At 42.5% G+C, this 21,751-nt stretch carries 16 protein-coding genes; all 16 read left to right on the top strand.

Going from position 1 to position 21,751, the window contains the following annotated elements; genetic code table 11:
* Positions 1-79: 79 nt before the first annotated feature.
* The 16 genes from VYJ22_RS11605 to VYJ22_RS11530 all read left to right on the top strand — a co-directional run bounded on the left by VYJ22_RS11605 (position 80) and on the right by VYJ22_RS11530 (position 21,743).
* Entirely contained in the window at positions 80-988 is a 909-nt protein-coding gene (locus tag VYJ22_RS11605) for an IS982 family transposase (protein WP_329904266.1), read from the top strand.
* A gap of 1,270 nt (positions 989-2,258) precedes the next feature.
* A complete protein-coding gene (locus VYJ22_RS11600; protein ID WP_329904265.1) occupies positions 2,259-3,203 on the top strand; it encodes a glucosaminidase domain-containing protein in 945 nt (314 codons plus the stop codon).
* Positions 3,204-3,221: 18 nt separating this feature from the next.
* Entirely contained in the window at positions 3,222-4,385 is a 1,164-nt protein-coding gene (locus VYJ22_RS11595; RefSeq protein WP_407989037.1) for an AIR synthase related protein, read from the top strand.
* 3 nt (positions 4,386-4,388) lie between these two features.
* Entirely contained in the window at positions 4,389-5,477 is a 1,089-nt protein-coding gene (gene prfA / locus VYJ22_RS11590) for a peptide chain release factor 1 (RefSeq protein WP_329904264.1), read from the top strand.
* A 55-nt stretch (positions 5,478-5,532) separates the two neighbouring features.
* The gene (gene pyrF / locus VYJ22_RS11585; protein WP_329904263.1) at positions 5,533-6,369 is read left to right on the top strand and encodes an orotidine-5'-phosphate decarboxylase; all 837 of its coding nucleotides are present in this window, start codon (positions 5,533-5,535) and stop codon (positions 6,367-6,369) included.
* Positions 6,370-6,371: 2 nt separating this feature from the next.
* On the top strand, positions 6,372-7,400 hold the full coding sequence (gene lpxD, locus VYJ22_RS11580; RefSeq protein ID WP_329905616.1) for a UDP-3-O-(3-hydroxymyristoyl)glucosamine N-acyltransferase: 1,029 nt from the start codon (positions 6,372-6,374) through the stop codon (positions 7,398-7,400).
* Positions 7,401-7,412: 12 nt separating this feature from the next.
* Positions 7,413-8,795: a bifunctional UDP-3-O-[3-hydroxymyristoyl] N-acetylglucosamine deacetylase/3-hydroxyacyl-ACP dehydratase gene (locus tag VYJ22_RS11575; RefSeq protein WP_329904262.1), complete on the top strand. Its 1,383-nt coding sequence runs from the start codon at positions 7,413-7,415 to the stop codon at positions 8,793-8,795.
* Between the two features lie 13 nt (positions 8,796-8,808).
* Positions 8,809-9,600: an acyl-ACP--UDP-N-acetylglucosamine O-acyltransferase gene (lpxA, locus tag VYJ22_RS11570; RefSeq protein ID WP_329904261.1), complete on the top strand. Its 792-nt coding sequence runs from the start codon at positions 8,809-8,811 to the stop codon at positions 9,598-9,600.
* Between the two features lie 37 nt (positions 9,601-9,637).
* Complete coding sequence (locus VYJ22_RS11565) at positions 9,638-11,158, top strand: NAD(P)H-hydrate dehydratase (RefSeq protein WP_329904259.1); 1,521 nt, start codon at positions 9,638-9,640, stop codon at positions 11,156-11,158.
* 360 nt (positions 11,159-11,518) lie between these two features.
* Positions 11,519-12,133, top strand: coding sequence for a thiol-activated cytolysin family protein (locus VYJ22_RS11560; protein WP_329904258.1), 615 nt, complete (start codon positions 11,519-11,521; stop codon positions 12,131-12,133).
* Between the two features lie 1,596 nt (positions 12,134-13,729).
* Positions 13,730-16,429: a TonB-dependent receptor gene (locus VYJ22_RS11555; RefSeq protein ID WP_329904257.1), complete on the top strand. Its 2,700-nt coding sequence runs from the start codon at positions 13,730-13,732 to the stop codon at positions 16,427-16,429.
* A 15-nt stretch (positions 16,430-16,444) separates the two neighbouring features.
* A complete protein-coding gene (locus VYJ22_RS11550; protein WP_329904255.1) occupies positions 16,445-16,837 on the top strand; it encodes a hypothetical protein in 393 nt (130 codons plus the stop codon).
* Positions 16,838-16,852: 15 nt separating this feature from the next.
* On the top strand, positions 16,853-18,394 hold the full coding sequence (locus VYJ22_RS11545) for a DUF6850 family outer membrane beta-barrel protein (protein WP_329904254.1): 1,542 nt from the start codon (positions 16,853-16,855) through the stop codon (positions 18,392-18,394).
* A gap of 14 nt (positions 18,395-18,408) precedes the next feature.
* Positions 18,409-19,647: a DUF4876 domain-containing protein gene (locus VYJ22_RS11540; RefSeq protein WP_329904253.1), complete on the top strand. Its 1,239-nt coding sequence runs from the start codon at positions 18,409-18,411 to the stop codon at positions 19,645-19,647.
* Between the two features lie 8 nt (positions 19,648-19,655).
* A complete protein-coding gene (locus tag VYJ22_RS11535; RefSeq protein WP_329904252.1) occupies positions 19,656-20,840 on the top strand; it encodes a formylglycine-generating enzyme family protein in 1,185 nt (394 codons plus the stop codon).
* An 18-nt stretch (positions 20,841-20,858) separates the two neighbouring features.
* Positions 20,859-21,743: an ABC transporter ATP-binding protein gene (locus VYJ22_RS11530; RefSeq protein WP_329904250.1), complete on the top strand. Its 885-nt coding sequence runs from the start codon at positions 20,859-20,861 to the stop codon at positions 21,741-21,743.
* The last annotated feature ends 8 nt before the right edge of the window (positions 21,744-21,751 follow it).

Raw genomic sequence — 21,751 nt, 5'->3', positions numbered from 1 at the left:
TTTCATTGCAAAAGTGGTGAATTATTTGTATCTTAGTAGTTGATAATCAATAAGATATAAACAAACAAAACACCACTTTATGAAAACAAATATAGTTGAAATTTTCTGTCTTACCGATGATTTTTCCAAACTTTTCGATACCTTGATTCAGCAAAGAACCCTTTGCGAAGGAAACAAAAAGCGAAGAAATCGCAAGTTTAGGATGTCCGATGCTGAAATCATGACTATTCTGATTCTTTTCCATCATTCGAGGTATCGCGATTTTAAGTCCTTTTATCTTCAATATATTACGCAACAATGTCATTCGGATTTTCCTTCGTTGGTCTCTTACAATCGTTTTGTGGAATTACAAAGCAAGGTGGCATTCAAACTAATTTCATTTCTCAATATGTGTTGTCTGGGCGAATGCACCGGTATCTCATTCATTGATTCCACACCTTTACGCACCTGCCATATCAAGCGGGCACACGGGCATAAGACCATGAAAGGATGGGCCCAAAAGGGCAAATGCAGTATGGGATGGTTCTATGGTTTCAAACTACATATTGTGATTAACGACCGGGGGGAAATCATTCAATATCAAATCACACCGGGGAATACGGATGACCGTGCTCCACTTAAAGGCGGAACCTTCACGAAGAAACTTTTCGGCAAACTTGTTGGCGACAGAGGATACATCTCACAAAGTCTTTTCGATAAGCTCTTCATTGACGACATACACATGATTACGAAGATAAAGAAAAACATGAAAAACACTCTGATGAGCCTTTATGATAGGATATTACTCAGGAAAAGAGCCCTTGTGGAAACCGTTAATGACCTACTCAAAAACGTTTGTCAAATAGAGCATACACGACATAGAAGCGTCAATAATTTCGCCATTAATTTGATTGCCGGCATAATTGCCTACAATCTGCTACCCAAAAAGCCGGAATTAAACCTAGAAATCATACACAATCCATCAACCCACTTAGTACACCTCGCTTAGACCGAACTCACGTTAAAACAATTGATCTTATAGGATAGGTCAACAGCCCTATTAGGATAAGTCAACAGACTTTGTAGCATAAAAAAGCCGACTCTACTTACAGAGTCGGCTTTTTTTGTAGGATGAAAAGGCCCGTGCATAAATCATATGCGGATATGCGATTGGACGGATGTTATAGAATCAGCCTGTGAGCCAATAATACTCCATCAAAGATGATGAAGCAATGCCACCTGTAACCCGTAGTCCCGGCTAAGGCCGAATAATACCGAGCAGGTTGAATAAGGTAAACAGAGGTGTAAATAAACCATGAAGAATATTACGGAGTAAGGAATATAGTACATCATCATCAAAAAAGGTATATCAAGTAAATAAAACAGCGCCACCACAAAGATACAACAAGCCCCCCCCCTTGTCAAGTCCTACTACCAACCATTACAGCGAATCTATCCACCCACACTACCACACCTCACAAAACTGACAAAATGATAGTTTCAGAGCCTTTCCTGATGTTTATGGTGCGAGAAAACCTTGATGATAAGAGGGGCTTGATGGTTCTTTTCCTGATATTCGTATTAGGAATCTAATGCTTCATTCAGTGAGACTTCTTTAATATCCCTGCTTTCATGTAAAATGAGTAAGAAGTAACACCCGATTTTTATCGATTTCCTGAAATAGAAGGATGTGAAGTTTTTATTTCTCAATTGAGTCGCCTGCAGAAATTAATCTGACAATATCTTTTTTTTGACCTTTTTTAACTTTTATGTTGTAATAATTAATTCTGTAATAATGTCGTTATCTGCATGTTGTTTGTTTGTCAGATGAGAACAGCCTATGGCGTATGGCATAGTCATAAAATAAAACCACCATCTGTGTACGTTAGATTATAGGAGCATGAGGTTATATACTTTCCCGGATAGTTATATTTACAGCAATGGTTATTCCGTTTTTATAAAAATGGATTTTATGAATGCTTTTTGGATTTAATATGATTATAATGTCCTTTTTTTGCATCATTATTAGCACATTATTTATATCTTGGTAATACCGGCTCTTGCTCTCCAATCAATATAACTGAACCAAGGTCGCCATCACCGGGTTTGCTTTTATTGAGGGGGGAGAACGTGGGATCAAACCGTTGTATATCATGCCCTAAGAAGGTATGTAAGATGTTGTATGATAAGAAATAATACATATATCTCGTGCCATACCTCCTTTTTTTGTATTTTTGTTTAATAATAAATTGGATTCAGACCATCTCAGAGTATAATCAATGAAAAAAATATATCTTTCTCAATGCTTTTTCATCGTCACGCTCTTTCTTTTGGTGACCAACATGCTCAGTGCTCAAGTGCAGCGCAAGCAAGTTTATATGAATTATATCACTCAACATACCGAAGAAGCCCAAAGGCAGATGGCTCGTTATGGTATACCGGCCAGTATCACTATGGCACAAGCTCTGGTGGAGACGGGTGCAGGTACGAGTTCTCTGGCTCGTGAGCACAACAATCACTTCGGGATCAAGTGCCACAGATCATGGGATGGCGGCAGGGCATTCAAGACTGACGATATGGAAAACGAATGCTTCAGAAGTTACAAGCATTGGAAAGATTCTTACGAAGACCACTCTAAGTTCCTACTTGTCAAAAGATATGAGAGGCTTTTTCGATTACGTGCCGACGACTATAAAGGTTGGGCAAAAGGATTGCAGGAATGCGGCTATGCCACTAACAAGGGCTATGCCAATATGCTTATCAAAATAGTGGAGGATTATGAGTTGTATGCTTTGGACAAGGGGGTCAAGGCCTCTTGGCAGGGTGGTCGTGGAGAGTATCGAGAAGCTCAGGCCGAAAAGACTCCCAGTACTTTCAAAGGTCCTAAAAGAGAAGCTTATCTGAGTTACGGACTACTCTATGTGATAGCTGTGGATCAGGATAGTTATGACCGTATAGCCCAAGATATGGGTATCCCGGCTAAGAAGATAGCCAGGTACAATGATACGCCTCTTGAATTTACCTTGAGGAAAGGGGATATTGTGTATCTCGAGCCTAAGCGATCTAAAGCGACTGCTCCTTACTTCGACTACGTGGTGAGGGTGGGCGACTCCATGCACAGTATAGCACAGCGTTACGGCATCAGGATGGAAAATCTTTACAAACTAAATAATAAGGATGGCGATTATATCCCTGAAGAGGGGGATGTGCTACGCCTTCGTTAAGCTACCCTATCAATAATAATGGACGAAAGATACATTCAACGAGGAGTGTCCGCTTCTAAAGAAGACGTTCACATGGCTATTAAAAATGTGGATAAAGGACTGTATCCTCAAGCTTTCTGTAAGATAATCCCGGACATCCTGGGCGGTGATGCCGAGTATTGCAATATCATGCATGCCGATGGTGCGGGCACCAAATCGTCTCTGGCGTATTTGTACTGGAAAGAGACAGGTGATTTATCCGTGTGGAAAGGAATAGCTCAGGATGCTCTTATCATGAATATTGACGACCTGCTGTGTGTGGGCGCCGTGGATAACATCCTGGTATCATCTACCATAGGGCGCAATAAGCTACTCATCCCCGGTGACGTAATAGCAGCAATCATAGGTGGCACGGAAGAGTTGCTCGCCGAGCTGAGAAGCATGGGGGTAAACGCATATTCTACAGGTGGGGAGACCGCAGATGTAGGTGACTTGGTTCGTACGATAATTGTGGATAGCACAGTAACGTGCCGCATGAAACGTGCCGATGTCATAGACAACGCCCGCATTAGCGGTGGTGATGTCATTGTGGGCTTGGCTTCGTACGGAAAGGCTTCTTATGAGAAACAATATAATGGAGGTATGGGTAGCAATGGCTTGACCTCCGCCCGCCACGATGTGTTTGGTCATTATCTGGCGGACAAATACCCTGAGAGCTATGATGCCGCCTTGCCCGATGACTTGGTTTACAGTGGCTCTGTCAAGCTTACTGACAAGGTAGAGGGTGTGGATATCAATGCCGGACAACTCGTGTTATCTCCCACACGCACTTATGCCCCCGTAATCAAGAAGCTGCTTGATATGATGCGTCCATGTATCCATGGTATGGTGCATTGCTCGGGTGGTGCTCAAACGAAAATCATGCACTTTGTGAAAAACAAACGTGTCATCAAAGATAATCTCTTCCCGGTGCCTCCGCTTTTCGAACTTATCAGAAAAGAAAGCGGTACGCCTTGGAAAGAGATGTATAAAGTCTTCAATATGGGACATCGCATGGAGATCTATGTGTCGCCCGAAGACGCCCCGAAAGTTATTGAAGTATCCGAAAGTTTTGGCATCCCGGCACAGATAGTGGGTCGAGTAGAGGATGCATCGGAGAATAGTTTGTTAATCCGTTCACCTTACGGTGATCTTAATTATTGATGAATGGCTGCGGAAAACGATTTAATATCGCGTATAGAAGGCCTTGAAGCTCGTTTTGAAGAAGTATCTACTCTCATTACCGATCCCGGAGTGATAGCAGACCAAAAGCGGTTTGTAAAGTTGGGGAAGGAATACCGTGATCTCGAAAAGATCCTCGACAAAGGCAAGGAGTATCGTCTATTACTCGCCAATATTGCCGAGGGACGTGAAACACTGGAGTCCGAAAGTGATCAGGAATTGCGTGCTATGGCCCGTGAGATGATGCAGGAAGCGGAGCAGCAACTCCCTACTTTGGAGGAAGAGATCAAAATGCTATTGGTGCCTGCCGACCCGCAGGACGAGAAGAATGCCGTAGTGGAAATCCGGGGTGGAACCGGTGGTGACGAAGCTGCTATCTTTGCCGGTGACCTCTTCAAGATGTATACACGCTATTGTGAAAATAGAGGCTGGCAAACGGAAGTGACCAGTTTTACCGAAGGTACTGCCGGCGGTTATAAAGAGGTCGTGTTCAATGTGACCGGCGAGGGGGTGTACGGTATACTCAAATATGAGTCCGGTGTACACCGCGTGCAACGTGTACCTGCTACCGAAACCCAAGGTCGTGTACATACCTCAGCAGCTACTGTGGCTGTACTGCCCGAAGCTGATGAAGTGGACGTAGAGATCAACCCTGCCGACGTGGAGATGCAAACATCTCGCTCGGGAGGTGCAGGAGGACAGAATGTAAATAAGGTGGAAACCAAGGTGCAACTCACGCACAAGCCTACGGGTATCGTGGTGGTGTGCCAGCAAGCTCGCTCGCAACTCGCCAACCGTGAGTTGGCTATGCAGATGTTGAGAACCAAAATATTCGATATCGAGCTGGCCAAGCATAATGATGCTATCGCTGCCAAGCGTAAGACTATGGTGTCTACGGGTGACCGCTCAGCCAAGATACGCACCTACAACTATCCGCAGGGACGTGTGACAGATCACCGCATCAATCTCACTTTATACAACTTGTCGGCTGTAATGAACGGTGAGATACAAGAGATCATCGATCAGCTCATCGTGGCTGAGAATGTAGAGAGGATGAAAGAAGCCGAATTATAAACAATGAAAATAAATACTTATAGAAAACATATTTACCACTTGAATATATATAACTATGACTAAGCAAGAGCTGTTTGAGAATATTTGTCGCAAGAAGTCTTTCCTGTGTGTAGGACTTGATACGGATATTCGCAAGATACCGGCGCATTTACAGACCGAAGATGACCCCATCTTTGCATTCAACAAAAAGATCGTAGATGCCACGGCGCAGTATTGTGTTGCGTACAAGCCCAATATGGCTTTTTATGAATGTATGGGAGCTTTCGGGGTACAGGCATTTGAGAAAACGGTAGAGTATATTCGAGAGAATTATCCTGATCAGTTTATCATTGCCGATGCCAAACGTGGCGATATAGGTAATACCAGTGATATGTATGCCCGTAGCTTCTTTGAGCATCTCAAGGTAGATGCAGTGACGGTGTCGCCTTATATGGGCTCGGATAGTGTGACGCCATTCCTCCAATACCCCGGCAAGTGGGCTATATTGCTTGCTCTTACTTCCAATGAAGGGGCCCAAGACTTTCAGTTGGTGCCAGATAATCAGGGTGAGTACTACTTTGAGAAAGTGCTCAGGGTATCCAAGTCATGGACCAATTCAGACCAACTGATGTATGTAGTGGGAGCGACCAAAGCTTCGATGCTCGAGCGTATCAGGATGATAGTTCCGGATAAGTTTCTACTGGTACCCGGAGTGGGATCTCAAAACGGAAGTCTGGAAGAAGTGGTGAAGTATGGACTGAACGATACATGCGGCTTGCTCGTAAACGCATCACGCAGTATCATCTATGCGGATAAAACGGAGCGCTTTGCTTCCCGTGCGGCTGAAGAAGCTGCAGCGTTGAAGCGTCAGATGGAAGACGCTCTGATCAAATATAATCTGATTGAAGCATGAAGATAGAATTTACAGCAGGGCAGGTAGCTCAGTTACTTGGAGGCACTGTTGAGGGCAATGCTGACGTAAAGCTGAGTAACTTTGGCAAAATCGAAGATGCTGCCGAAGGTGAGATTACTTTCCTTGCCAATAATAAATATGAGCATTATATCTACGATACCAAAGCCTCGGCCGTATTGGTCAATGAAAATTTTACTCCTCAAAAAGCTATAGATACTACACTCATCAGGGTCAAGGACGCTTATGCGGCTTTGGCCGAACTTTTGCAACGGGTGCAGACCATGCAGACAAGAGAACGCAAAGGGGTGGATGATACCGCGCGTATTGACCCTTCCGTACAGCTCCCCGAGGATATTTATATCGGAGCGTATGCTTGTATTGAAGCCGGAGTAGTATTGGGCAAGGCTGCCAAAATATATCCACATGTATTTCTTGGCGAAGGTGTGACCGTAGGTGAGGGTACTGTGATAAATCCTCATGTAACGGTTTATCATGGATCCTCTATAGGTAAGAAGTGCATCGTGCATGCCGGCGCCGTTATCGGTGCTGATGGTTTTGGCTTTGCACCTGAAGCCGATGGTTACCACAAGATACCTCAGCTCGGAGGAGTAATCATTGAGGATGATGTAGAGATAGGAGCTAATACCTGTGTGGATCGTGCCGTGATGGGCAATACCGTGGTGCACAAAGGGGCTAAACTGGACAATCTTATTCAGATAGCACACAACTGCACCGTAGGGGAACACACGGTGATGGCGTCTCAGGCGGGCATGGCCGGATCTTCACACATCGGGCAGTGGTGCCAGGTGGGAGGTCAGGTAGGTATCTCGGGACACGTTACTATCGGCAACAAAGTCGGTTTAGGTGGTCAAACGGGTATCTTGAGTAATGTGAAGGACGGATCAGTACTGCTGGGATCGCCGGCAATGAATGCACGGGAAGCTATGCGAGCTTATGTATATCTGCCCAAACTTCCTGAAATAGAGAAAAGATTACGATCTTTAGAAAAACAAATAGAAACAAATAAGTAAAGTAAATACGATATGCAAAAGCAACAGACCATCAAAGAAAGTTTTAGCTTGGAAGGCAAAGGCCTGCATACGGGATTGACAATACATATTACTTTCAACCCCGCGCCTGACGGTACAGGATGTGTCATCAGACGCACCGATCTTGACCCCGTAGTCGAGATACCGGCTTTGGCCGAATATGTGTGCGGCACGGAAAGAGGTACCGTATTGTCAAAGGATGGTGTTTCGGTAAGTACCATTGAGCATGCTATGGCTGCTTTGTATGCTATGGGTGTAGACAACTGCATTATTGATGTCGATGCTCCCGAGTTTCCTATCCTGGACGGTAGCGCCACAGCGTATGTGGAGGCAATCAAGAAAGTAGGTCTCGAAGAGCAGAAATATCCGCGCGAATATTATATAGTCAAAAAGCGTCAGGAAGTAATAGGCACCAACGGATCACGGATCATACTGCTACCCGATGAAAAGTTCGGAATAGATGTCCACATTTCATTTGATTCATCTGTCCTGTCCAATCAGTATGCAGTATTAGATGATTTGGCTGACTTCGATGAGCAGATATCCAAAGCCCGTACATTTGTTTTTGTGCGTGAGATCAAGCAACTCCTTGCCCACGGGCTTATCAAGGGCGGAGACCTCGACAATGCATTGGTGATCTATGACGAGCCTCTGGAGCAGTCCGAGCTCGACAATCTCAGCGACCTCATGGGAGTAGCACGCAAGCAAGTGCAAGATCTGGGATATATAAACAACAAGCCTTTGCAGTTTGTCAATGAACCGGCAAGGCACAAGCTCCTTGACGTATTAGGCGATCTGGCTCTTATCGGACGCCATATACAAGGGCGCATCATTGCTTTCTGCCCTGGACATAAGATCAACAATCAGATGGCGGCTGTCCTTCGCAAGGATATCAAATTGAATGAGTCACAAGCTCCCTCATACAATCCCAATATAGAGCCTTTGATGGATATCAATCGTATCAAAGAGTTACTGCCGCACCGTTATCCCTTCCTTCTTGTGGATAAGATTATCGAGTTTGGTACTGATTATATTGTGGGGGTAAAGAATGTTTCCGGCAATGAGCCTTTCTTCCCCGGCCATTTCCCTGAAGAGCCTGTAATGCCCGGCGTACTACAGGTCGAGGCTATGGCTCAGGTAGGAGGCCTATTGGTGCTCAATAGTGTCGATGATCCTGAGAAGTACTCTACTTATTTCCTCAAGATAGATAATGTAAAGTTCCGTCAGAAAGTAGTTCCCGGCGATACTTTGATTTTCAAACTGAGGATGATTTCCGAGATGCGTCGAGGTGTAGCGAATATGAGAGGGTTGGCTTTCGTTGGCGATAAGTTAGTGTGTGAAGCTGAGTTTATGGCTCAGATAGTCAAAAACAAATAAAAGATTGACTCTAATGTCAGAGAATTTAATAAGCCCCATGGCGCAAGTGCATCCTAATGCAAAATTAGGTAATAACGTAAAAGTGGAAGCATTTGCCGTCATCGAAGACAATACGGAAATAGGTGATGATACAGTGATTCACCCTCATGCTATAGTGCGCTCAGGTGCTAGAATAGGACACCACTGCAATATACACCCCGGAGCAGTGATAGCGGGCATTCCCCAGGATCTTAAGTTCCAAGGCGAGTACAGCGAGGCTTTTATAGGTGATTATACTACCGTGCGAGAGTGCGTTACCATAAACCGTGGCACAGCCTCCAGGGGCAAAACGGTAGTGGGGCGCCACTGCCTTCTCATGGCCTATAGCCATGTCGCTCATGACTGTATTGTGGGGGATCATGTGATCATCGGTAATGCTACTCAGGTGGCAGGTGAGGTCGAGATCGACAATCACGCTATCATAAGCGGTGGAGTGCTCATTCACCAGTTTGTCCGAGTAGGGCAGCATGTCATGGTACAGGGCGGTTCCAGAACATCCAAGGATATACCTCCCTATGCCTTGGTTGGTCGTGATCCCATTGCATACTGTGGTATCAACATCGTGGGATTACGCCGTAGAGGCTTTAGTAACGAGCAGATATTCATGATCAATGATATCTATCGTAAGCTTTACCAGAGCGGGCTCAATAATACAGAAGCATTGGAAGAGATAGAGCGTGAGTGCCCTGATAGCTATGAGCGTAACCTCATTCTCGACTTTATCAAATCATCGCAGAGAGGTATTGTCAGAGGTACTATGGACTAATCTCATCACCATCATACCTATATAAATTCATAGTGGAATGAAAAAGATATTTACGGGCGGACAAATTGCCGAATTGGATCGTTTTACCATCAAAAACGAACCTATTCCGGAGATCGAATTGGTAGAACGTGCCGCACGTTCATTTGTCTACGAATTTAACAGGCACTACATGCCACGTCGCAATGACGTGTATGTCTTCGCAGGTATGGGCAATAATGGGGCCGATGCTCTGGCAGTATCAAGGATGCTGCTGGAAGACAGCTACACCGTGTATACTTTCCTCTTCAATACTCAGGGAAAACTCACGCCCGAGTGCGAGGAAAATCGCATGAGACTTCTGGAGACACACGGTTGTCACCTGGATGAAGTGATCAATGAATTCAATCCGCCCGAAATGCGTGCGGGCAGTATCATCATAGACGGACTCTTCGGTACAGGACTCAATAGACCTCTCGAGGGCGGTTTTGCCGGTTTAGTGCAGTTTATCAACGAGAGCGGTATGGAGGTCGTAAGTATAGATATACCCTCCGGGCTTTTCTCTGAGGAAAATCTGGGCAATAATCCCAAAGCCATAGTGCATGCCACACGCACGTTTACCTTCGAGTACCCCAAGCTTGCTTTTCTCATGTCCGAAAACGCCCCTTTCGTCGGGAAGTGGCAGGAGGTATCCATTGGGCTGAGTGATGAAGGTAAAGCGGCTATTAATGCATCCTTTTTCCTTGCTACCGATTTGGATATGGCTCGTGCATTAGAGCCCCGTAAGACATTTAGTCATAAATACAATTTCGGCCATGCTCTGCTTGTAGCTGGCAGTAGGGGTAAGATGGGCGCGGCATGCTTGTCTGCCAAGGCAGCTTTGCGAAGCGGTCTGGGAATGCTCACGGCACATGTGCCTGCTTGCGGTGAGGTGATTATGCAGATCTCCGTACCCGAAGCTATGGTTCAGATTGACAAGGACGAGAGTAGTATCTCAGGGGTTACCGACCCGCAGAAGTATAGTGCGGTAGGCGTGGGGCCTGGCCTCGGCAAGAGTAGCTTGTCACGCACCATGCTTAGGGAACTGCTTTGCTCCGTTACGAAGCCTATCGTGTTGGATGCTGATGCCCTCAATATCATAGGCGAGGATCGTAATCTCCTTGATATATTGCCTCCCGGAAGTATACTCACGCCGCATGCTCGTGAGTTGGAGCGGCTCACTACTTTTTGTGACAATGACTATGATCGCCTGTGTCAGGCAAGAGCTCTTGCTGCCAATCACAATATATACGTTGTGCTCAAAGGTGCTTACAGCGCTACATGTATGCCCAGCGGTAATGTAGTGTTCAATACTACGGGCAATCCCGGTATGGCGTCGGGTGGTAGTGGCGATGTGCTTCTCGGTATTATCACCGGCTTGTTGGCTCAGGGCTATCCATCTGCCACGGCAGCCGTCTTGGGCAATTACTTACATGGATTGGCAGGAGATATCTATGCCGGTCAATGCTCCCAGCAAAGCCTTATTGCAGGTGATATTGTAGAGTGTATTGGTAAGGCTTACAAGCAACTGACTGCTAATTAGTCATTGTGCCTATATACAGTACGTTGCAGTTTGTTTACATACAGCATGCCATACACTGTGAACTACTTGTCCCAACGTTATGAACAAGTTATCCACAGTTTAGGACTGCCCAATATATAATTATCCACAATGATGCTGTCGTTGTGGATAACTTTTTTACCCTTGTTTGAAGGAATGGTATGGTTTCTCCACAAAGAACGTTTAGAATATGGTAATGGACTTTACATTTTTGGTAAAGGGAAGAGGGGCTGAGATAATGTTTTTGCATGAAGACGTCAGCACTGAAGCATGTTCGTTTGGAGAAGAGGGTAGTGGCTTGATATTTTAACTCTGATCGCTATTATACCTTCATATGAAAATATGATGAAGGTTATACGTGAAAGTGTAATCGAAAAGGGGGAAATAACATCAATCGCCGGATTTTCTTATTCCTCAAGAGATATAAGTTCATATGATTATCTCTCATTGCTATTTGGCCAAACAACGAATTTGGAAACGTTTTTTGGGATTCCACAAAATGCTAAGCTAAATAAGACTTGTGTGGTCGTAGATATCAAGAAAAGCTTTTTCGACATATCAATGGATTATCCAGATGATGGAAAATTACACGGCAAAGACCCTGAAGTAATAAAGCGAGTAGATGAACTGATCTATGTATCATCTCTGATATTTGGAAAGAGAATAACGATGTTAGTAGAAGCTGATATACCGAGTTCTGACTTAAAAGGTGCAATCCAAGAGGCTTTAGAAAGTAAGGCTAACCTTAGTAACAGAAGCAAAGCTATCCTGTCAAATTCAAATATTAAAATAACAGTTTTAGGTCGCTTGTCACTTCCCGAATCAAAAAACGGTAATCCACTCTCAGCTATTATGGAGTATATAAATAAGCCAGTAACAATTGATGATTTCGGAATTCCAATCAGTTTCCAAGGAACCTATGTAAAAGACGGTTCTGTCTTTGAAAACAAATTCTAGCATAATAAAGATATCCAAGACATAAATTATCTCATACATAAAAAGAATACCTCAGAAAAAAGCTTTTTGAGCTAAATCTTAATTACAGTATAAGTTGTCTTATATCCTTTATTGCTATTGAGTAAAGCTAAGCCGGAAAATTCTTGATCAAGGAGAAGAATAGACTTAGCTCTGGCATAGAGCTTAAAGTGATATTTACCTTATCTGAACCTTTGAAATGTATAAGATGAGAGCCGAAGTAATGTACACAATTACCTAATGAGCCTCTATCAGGCTCGTGAAAGGGTGAAGTTAAAAACAGAAGAAAATGTCTTTGTGTAGGCTACTTCGGTCGGATTATACAAAGTATAGCCTGTCCTCTACGGGATACCGTCATGAACGATGGAGATATCCAATTCAATGTATGCCAGAAATTTAGAATTCTATGCTACCTCTAGATAATATTGTCATCATAAAAAGCAGACGTTTAATCTATAGGGGTCAGTATTTTCGGATATACTGTAGACAAAAAAGCGTGATACCTCTTGACAAAGGGGGATGCGATGTTGTATCTTTGTGGGTATAGGAACTACAAATGCTTTGATAAAAACTCAGATATGAATGGATCAGCTTATAACAGGATATTACGGATTGCACACAAATATTTTTGTGTGAGCTACCACCATAGACTGAAGCAAAGTGCAGAACTTACATATTGTCAATTTACAGTCGTAACCCTAAAATATCAAACTGTCAAAATAGAGTAGAAAAATTTATTTTATCCACATAATATCCGCAAACAGATGCTTACATAGTACTGTTTGCGGTTTTTTTTACTTTTTCTAAAAGAGCCTATTTCCTTAGTTAAACCACGACACTTTCTTAACTGTAAGACAAATTTATTTTAACTAAGAGACTGAATTTTCTTAGTTAAGAGAGTCTCGAAATGTAGTTATAAAGAGATGATATCTTAGTTAAAAGAATAGAACAAGTATGTTACAATACAGAAATACTCATTACGATAGTTTTTGTGTAAATCAAAAAGAAAGATAATTTCGCTTAAAAAGAAATAAATGACATATTAAACATCGTAATGCTGTCAATAAGGTACCGTGCTGGATTTTATTTGTCGACAACCGGATACCTCCTAAATTGACAAAAAGAAAGAGTACTCAAAAAAATATCACACAAATGGATCGTTGGTATGGCAATAACTATTCATGCCAATCTATCCAAACTATCTATTAATTAAAGTGATAAGTTGCAGCAAGAACCTGTGATAGATATGCTTTAATGAGAGAAGGAGTATTCTTTTTGACAGACTGTGTATCATCTCTGATAACCAATTGATTCAACTGCATAGATGAGATCTTTTTCTGCAATTAACCTATCATGTAGAAATAAATTATACTCATTTATTGTGATGTTTCGAGATCATATTACCTAATAAGAATGATTGCCAGAACTTTCTTTTCAAAATAAATTTGTGGCCATGACACTGTGGTTCTATTATGAGCTAAGAACCTGTGATAAACAGACTTTATAACCACTAACCTAATGAATATAATCGCCAAGTGCTCTCTTTTTGGAATATTGCTTTTACTCTGCACGTCTCTTATGGGCAAGCAACCCGGCACGGTAGTTTACAGCCTGAAAATCCTTGACAAAAACACCAAAGATCCACTGCCCTATGCAACTTTGCGAATATATGACGACAAAGGAGGCAAAGGATATAGCTGTAACAAGGATGGAGAGTTATCAATAGAACTGACAAGTGGCAAGAAACATACATTGATGGTAACCTATGTAGGGTATAAAAAGATAGTTCAAGAGATACTCCCCCAGAGCAATAAACGTATGGTAGTGTATATGACTCCGGACAATACAATGCTCAATGAAGTGATGATCACTGCATCAGAATCCAAAGGGATGAGCAGTGCTTCCGTGATCAACAAGGATGCCATGCGGCACCTGCAACCCTCAAGTTTTTCAGATATTATACAGTTACTTCCCGGTGGTAGATCTCGGGATCCTTTGCTTACGGTGCCCAATGCTATACACATCAGGGAGATTCCTACAGGCGATGAAAACTATGCGACCTCATCGTTGGGTGTTTCTTTTCTGATCGACAACATGCCCGTAAGAGAAGATGCCAACATGCAAGTAGTGCGAGGTGCAACGGACTATCTGTTTAAGAAAAGAAAGTTTATCAACAAAGGAGTGGATATGCGCACCATATCTACTGACAATATTAAAAGTGTAGAGATCATTCGGGGTATACCTTCTGTGCAATACGGCAATCTCACCAGTGGACTCGTCAAGATAAAACGTAAGCGTGACATGGAAGATATAGAAGCCCGCTTCAAAGCGGATATGAGCAGCCGGTTGTTTTATCTGGGTAGTGGAACCAATAACTTGTGGAGAAATTTCAATCTGTCGGGAGGTATAGATTATTTATCGGCAAAAGCCGATCCCCGCAATGTGCGCGAAAATTACCAAAGAATCACAGGCTCACTACGAGGAACCAAAACTTTCTACATAGGAGATGCAAGCCTGCAATGGCAATCTAATGTAGACTATACATTGTCCATAGACGACGAAAAAGTGGATCGAGACCTGATGCATAGCTATATCGACTCTTACCGCTCGTCATACAACAGGTTTGCCGTAGGTCATACATTAGAATACCAAAACCCCAAGAATAAATGGCTTCAGGATATTACGTTAGATTTTTCTTTCAGCACCCAACACGATCGCATCGATGTGGTAAAATATGTAGAGATCAGCGAGATAACACCTCTTTCCAACACAATGAAGCCGGGCGAACACGATGGTAAATATCTCACTGAAGCGTATACTTCAAATTATGCAGTAGACGGTAAACCTATTTATATAAATACCAAGCTCACGGGAGAGTCAAGACTTAACTTCAATAAGGTGGAAAATAAGTTGATATGGGGAGTAGAATGGCAATATGATGTAAATAAAGGAAAGGGCGAACTATTCGATATGGAAAAACCTCTGAGTCCTCGTATGGGCATAAGACCTATCAACTTCCATGATATACCTGCCGGGAATGAACTCTCTTTATTTGCGGAAACCAATACCTCTGTTCCCATAGGCAATAATATCCTTACCATACAGGCAGGGCTACGTAGTCTTTCCATCTTAAACCTTGATAAACAATACACCATGTACAAAAAAGTGTATTGTGATCCCCGATTGAATATTAAATGGGATTTCCCATCATGGAGCATTATAGGAAATCCCCTCCAAGTATCATTGTACGCAGGCATAGGCTGGAACAGCATGGCTCCCACAATAGCACAGTTATATCCTCTAAAAAGCTATTACGACCTCATAGAGCTCAACTACTTTCACACCAATCCCGATTACAGAAGGCTTTATCTCAAAACTTTTATCATACCGGGTCAAAGCGAGAAATTACAGCCAGCCCGAAATCTGAAAAAGGAAGTAAGAGTAGATGCAAGCTGGAAAGGTTATAACCTATCCATGACCTATTTTGTAGAAGATATGAAAAGCGGATTCAGACCCACTGCCGATCTCTCGTTTCTTTCCTACAAACGCTTCCATACGAAAGATCTCGACCATGCACATCTCACTGAGCGCCCCGATATAAATGTATTGCCTTTCTCTGAAGAGTCTTATGTAGCCTTTGTACCCAATACTTCAAACGGAAGCCGCACACTCAAGCGAGGTATAGAATTCATGGCATACACTCCCAGATATCCCAAAATCTACACTCGTTTTACTTTTTCCGGAGGATGGTTCAGGACCACTTACCGCAATAGCCAGGCACAGTACTATAGACCCGACATCGTGCTGAACGGCAAGGAATATAAATATGTAGGAGTATACAATGATTTAGAAGGTAATGTATATGAAATGCTCAATACCGATTTCAGAATAGATACACATATTCCACAACTCGGGCTCGGCGTGTCACTATCACTAGGAAGCGAGTGGATGCGAAGCTCAGAATCTCTGCCGATATCAAGATATCCCAATTACTATATTGATAGCAAGTTCGTCCAACATAACTATACGGAAGCAGATGCACAAGACCTTTATTTGCAATGGCTGCGCAGAAATAATGTATCATCACCCAAAACGCATATCCCCATGGAAAGCAACATAAACCTCAAAGCCACTAAATATCTTTTTGAACGAAAGCTGGAAATTGCCCTTTTCGTAAACAGGATAGTTAATTATGCACCACCTTACAAGCAGCTCGATATGACTATAAGACGAAGAAAGAGTCCATACTTCGGCATGGAGATGAATGTTAAGATTTAAGAGACATTATAAACTATGAAACCTATAACCAATATACTATGCCTCTACAGTATACTTCTTCTCATCATGGGGCTGAGCTCTTGTAAAGAATATACTGAAGATGAGATCATGAGCGAAGCATCCATTGCCTTTGACTTACCGAAGGGAATACTTCCGGAACGCTTGCATCTCGAAATGACTTGCACTAACATCAATAGCAAACTGCAATTTACCAATAACAACATCACAACTGACCAAGTAACACAGAGACTCGTACAAGGTATATACATCATACTCATAGAAGGTGTGATGGTATATAACGAGAATGGAGTAGAAAAAAGCTGCAGACTCAGAGGATACAAGGAGAATATCCATTTCCTGAGACAGAAGGAAGACATCCGCATAGAGGTCATACAATTAAAGATATGAATAAAGGAGTGAAGAATGAATAAAAGATTAATATTACTTTTATTGTCGACAATCTGTGCCAATATGCTCCTGAGAGCACAAGGCAAGCAAGCTACCCAAGACCAAGCTTATACTCTGATACAATCTGTGATGCACAGGTATGACTGCTATAGGAGCTTCTTGTCCGCGGCGACCGGCAATCCTGCACAACAAGGATACAAATATCCGTCCGGCTTATCCTCTTTCTATATTAAAGGAGATATAAAAGCAAGCAAATATCCTGTTTTTTATCAACAAGGAACGGGACACAAGGGATTGCTGTTCGAAGCTCAATCATATCTCAAACGTAAAAAGAATACACACTTATGGGGAGCAGCTCACTATAATGTCCAACACAAAAAGAATCTATCCTGGATCAGCAGTGCAGATGTAGAGATACTTTACCCATATTTCCTGGCTGATACGTTGGGCGGAGACCTCAGAGCTGAGGAATATGCCTTTCAAGGCGGATATTCAAAACAATGGGTAAAATGGAGTATTGGCGGGGAAGTCAATTATAGAGCATCTCAGGAGTATAGGACAGAAGATCCGCGTCCCCGCAACATTGTATCAGACCTGAACATAAAAGCAGGAGGCGCTTTCCTGTTATCAGATTCATATAATATAGGTCTCACGATAAAATACGGGGCTTATCAGCAACGAGGCGATGTGACGTTTTACAAAGAAACAGGCGGAATATCAGAGTTGCAAATGGATGGACTGGGGAGCCATTACGAAAGATTTGACGGCACAAAGTCTGATCTGTGCTATGAAATGTCCACGGTGCAAACATCACTAAACCTGCTCCCCATCAACAAAAAAGGATTCGATCTTAGCATCACTTACTCTCACACTGTGCTGGAAAGAATTATGTACGGGCTCAACCAAGCTCCTATCAACAGCTATTACAAGCATAGTTTACCGGTACGATTGGCTTACGTCAAGGATGGTACAAGCACTTTCTTCAGCGCAGGAATAATGGGAGAGTACAGTCATAAACAAGGTCGCAATAACATCATCAGTGAAAGCACAAAAGGAGAATACCTCCCTGTAGGGCATTTGCCGATGTATGCAGAGGAGTCTATGCACTCATCCGTATTTGCCTCTTATGCCTCCAAAGGAAAATCCGTAACATGGGACATAGCTCCCCGCATAGGAATAAGACATCTCAGCATGGAATATCTGTACCCTCACAGAAAACTTTTGCTCGGAAATCTGAATACTCATATGAGTTCAGGGATAACCTTGCATAAAAACAAATACATACTCCGTAGCGAGATTGGAGTGATGTACGATCACTGTTTTCGTCACACCCTCTCGGTACCAATCGGATTACTAAAGCCTTTTGAAAATAGATATCTGCACACCACTTTTGGCAGAATATCATCGAATCAATGGGCTATAAGTTGCTCAGAATCTTTCCATCTACAACTGAGCAAGAACCTGATCCTCTATACTACTCTCTTTGTGCAGGGACGTTTCTATTCGGACAAGAATAGAAGTTGCTCAAGCTCATTATCTTTTGGAATAAACTTCTAACAAAATCAAAGAAAATGAAGAAATCTTTACTCCCATTATTATTAGTCTTCCTGGCATTAGCTTCATGCCAAAAAGAAGACGTTATAGACATGACTCCGCAGGCATTGGAACTTAAACTGGCAGGTCCAGTAGATGTAAAAAATGCCTTATTCAAGAAAGTAGAAGCCAAGATACTTAACCTTGAAACAGGTCAAGAAGTATCGGTACCGACAGACAAGATCGAAGGCAACACTCTGAAATTGGAGCTGACTCCCGGCAATTATAAGGCAAAAGTAAAAGCCGATATGCAATTCACGAAACTGAAAGGCGAGCTTGCGGAAACAACTCTTACGAGTGAAATATCTTTTAAAATAACAGCGGGTAATACCTTGTCCGAAACGATGACATTTATGTACCGGCCATCAACACAGGGCTTTGTGATAGAAGAAATATATATTGGTGGTAGTATATATCCCAGCCGTGTACCATACAATGAGGATAAATACATCATTATTACCAATAACTCGGACGAAACGCTCTATGCTGATCAAGTAGCATTCTTTGAAACAGAATTCCAGACAATTGACAAACAGGATTATAAACCAAACATCATAGATAAAGCAATCGCTTTGAAAGCCATCTATTGTATCCCCGGCAAAGGAACCGATCATCCGGTAAAGCCCGGTAAATCAATCATAGTATGCGAAGGTGCTATTGATCATACCAAAATATGTGCATCTGCAGTAGACTTGAGCAAAGCCGATTTCGAATGGTATGATGCGGAGGTAAGTGGCATGGCAGAAGTGATCAATAATCCGCAAGTCCCGGATATGATAAACTATTATAGCGCCACAGCTCTGGCATGGTCACTGGACAATAAAGGAGCCACGACATTTGGTTTGGTCAAGCTTCCGATCTCCCAACAAGAATATCTTGAAAAGTATAAATATGATTATGAATATGACTTTTATGGTGCTCACTTTGAAAACAGTTGCTACAAAATACCTAATGAATGGGTATTAGATGCTGTAAATGTAAGCATAGAAACAGAGTTCCAATGGTTGCCCATAACCCCTTCTTTAGATGCGGGATGGACTTGGGTAAGCAAGATATTGTTAGACGAAAATAGATATGGATATGGTATCAAACGCAAATTGGTAGAACCGCAACCCCAGGGCAGAAAATTTCTGGTGGATACCAACAACTCTACCAAAGACTTTCTTCCTCACGAAAAACCTTCATTGAAAACCAAACCAATTGCTGATTATAAATAAAAGATACCATGAATAAGATTATAAAATACAGTTTCATCATCATCACAGCTTTATCATTAGGAAGCTGTCAAGACGAGGCTCCTCAGCCACAACCACAACCGCATATCGCATTTTCGGAATTAAAGGTGACTACAGATTTTGAAGAAGTGACTTTGCAAGTTGTAATTACGAACAAAAATACTCCAGAGAATGCTACATGTGGGTTTGTACTTTCTACACAACACAATCCCACTATACAGGACACACGAGTGGAGGTACAGAAAGATGATACAACCTACAAGGCAAAATTGAAAAATCTGGAGGAGAAAAAGACCTATTATATCAGAGCATACATGCAAAAATCGATCACAGAATATGCCTATAGTGATGAAGTTTCATTTACTACACCGGCATTGAAAGATCGCCCCACGATAATGATCAAAGGAGGAAGCTATATGATGGGTAGTCCCAAAGATGAGCCGGGATTTCCCGAGTGGCATGTAAACCGGGATGAATGCCCTATGCATCAAGTGACTTTAAAAGATTTTCGGATAGATGCCAAAGAGGTCACTTATGAACAATATTGCAAATTCCTCAATACCATACTCGAAAATCCTGATAACGATAAAGGAATAAAACTACCCAAAGATATCATCTCATGGATTTATACAGGCAAAAACGGATCTCCCGATTGTGGTATCCAGTTCGACGGAAAGAAATATATTGTAAAGGAGGGTAAAAACGAGTATCCTGCAGGATGGATACGTTTTCCGGGAGCAGTGGCTTATGCCAAATGGGTAGGAGGGCGTCTGCCTAGTGAATCTGAATGGGAATATGCATCACTGGGCGGTAATCAATCAAAAGGATATAGATATGCCGGAAGTAATGACATTGAAGAGGTAGCATGGTATGAGCTAAACAGTGGAGACAAAGTACATCCCGTAGCACAAAAGAAGCCCAATGAACTGGGATTATACGATATGAGCGGTAATGTGGGAGAATGGTGCGAAGATACCTATCACCTCGAAGATGTAGGTTACCAAGGGGCCCCCAATGATGGATCGGCATGGACTGAAGGCGGACGCGGACATATCATAAGAGGAGGATCATTTCAAAGTGAAAAATGGGATTGTCGCTCAAAATACCGCACATACAATGCTTGGTATTATTGCGGACATAATGTAGGCTTCAGAGTAGTATATGACATCAAATAATAACAAAATAGCCTATTCATGCAAGATATCGTGATTGAATGCAAAGATCTCGCATACAGCTATGGTGACAGACTGATATACGAAAATTTGTCGTTTAAGGTTCCTCAAGGAAGTATTTTGGGGTTATTGGGTAAAAACGGAACCGGCAAAACCACCACAATTAATCTGCTGAACGGCTATCTCAAACCATATCAAGGTGAGTGTCTTCTCTTTGGAGAAGATGCTCGCTCCTTGTCTGTCACAACACGCCGAAAAGTAGCATTATTACTTGAAGGGCATATTCAATATTCTTATATGAACATCCGGCAGATAGAACGTTTTTATGCACCGTTTTATCCTGAATGGGATGCAAGTATTTACTATGAACTGATGGGTAAGATGAGTATCAAACCAACACAAAAGATATGTAAGATGTCTTGTGGACAAAGATCCCAGGTTGCTTTGGGACTTATCCTGGCACAAAACGCCGATCTATTCATATTGGATGATTTTTCTCTCGGCCTGGATCCCGGCTATCGGCAGCTTTTTATTGATTATCTCTACGACTATGTCAAAGCGGAGAGCAAAACGGTCTTTGTTACATCTCATATTATACAAGATATGGAGAAGTTTATTGATGATTGTATCATACTTGATTATGGTAGGATACTCCTTCAAAGCTCCGTACGTGATCTGCTTGATACATTTCACAAATACGAGTTCGGTAGCAACAATGACTTATTACTGCGGCATCCTCACTTGTTACATGCCGAGAACCGTAAGGGACGTACCTCATTATACTCTTTCCTAACCTATGAAGAGGTGGAGAATATTCTCAAAGTATCGGGCGTAGAACACACCGACCTAAGATGTAGAAAATTGAGTTTGGAAGAGGCTTTCATAGGGCTTACCGGGAAATACTAAAAATATAA

This window comes from Porphyromonas pogonae, assembly GCF_036320655.1.
Classification (GTDB): Bacteria; Bacteroidota; Bacteroidia; order Bacteroidales; family Porphyromonadaceae; genus Porphyromonas; species Porphyromonas pogonae.
Note: the sequence above shows the minus strand (reverse complement) of the source record. Positions and strands in the feature narration are given on the sequence as shown.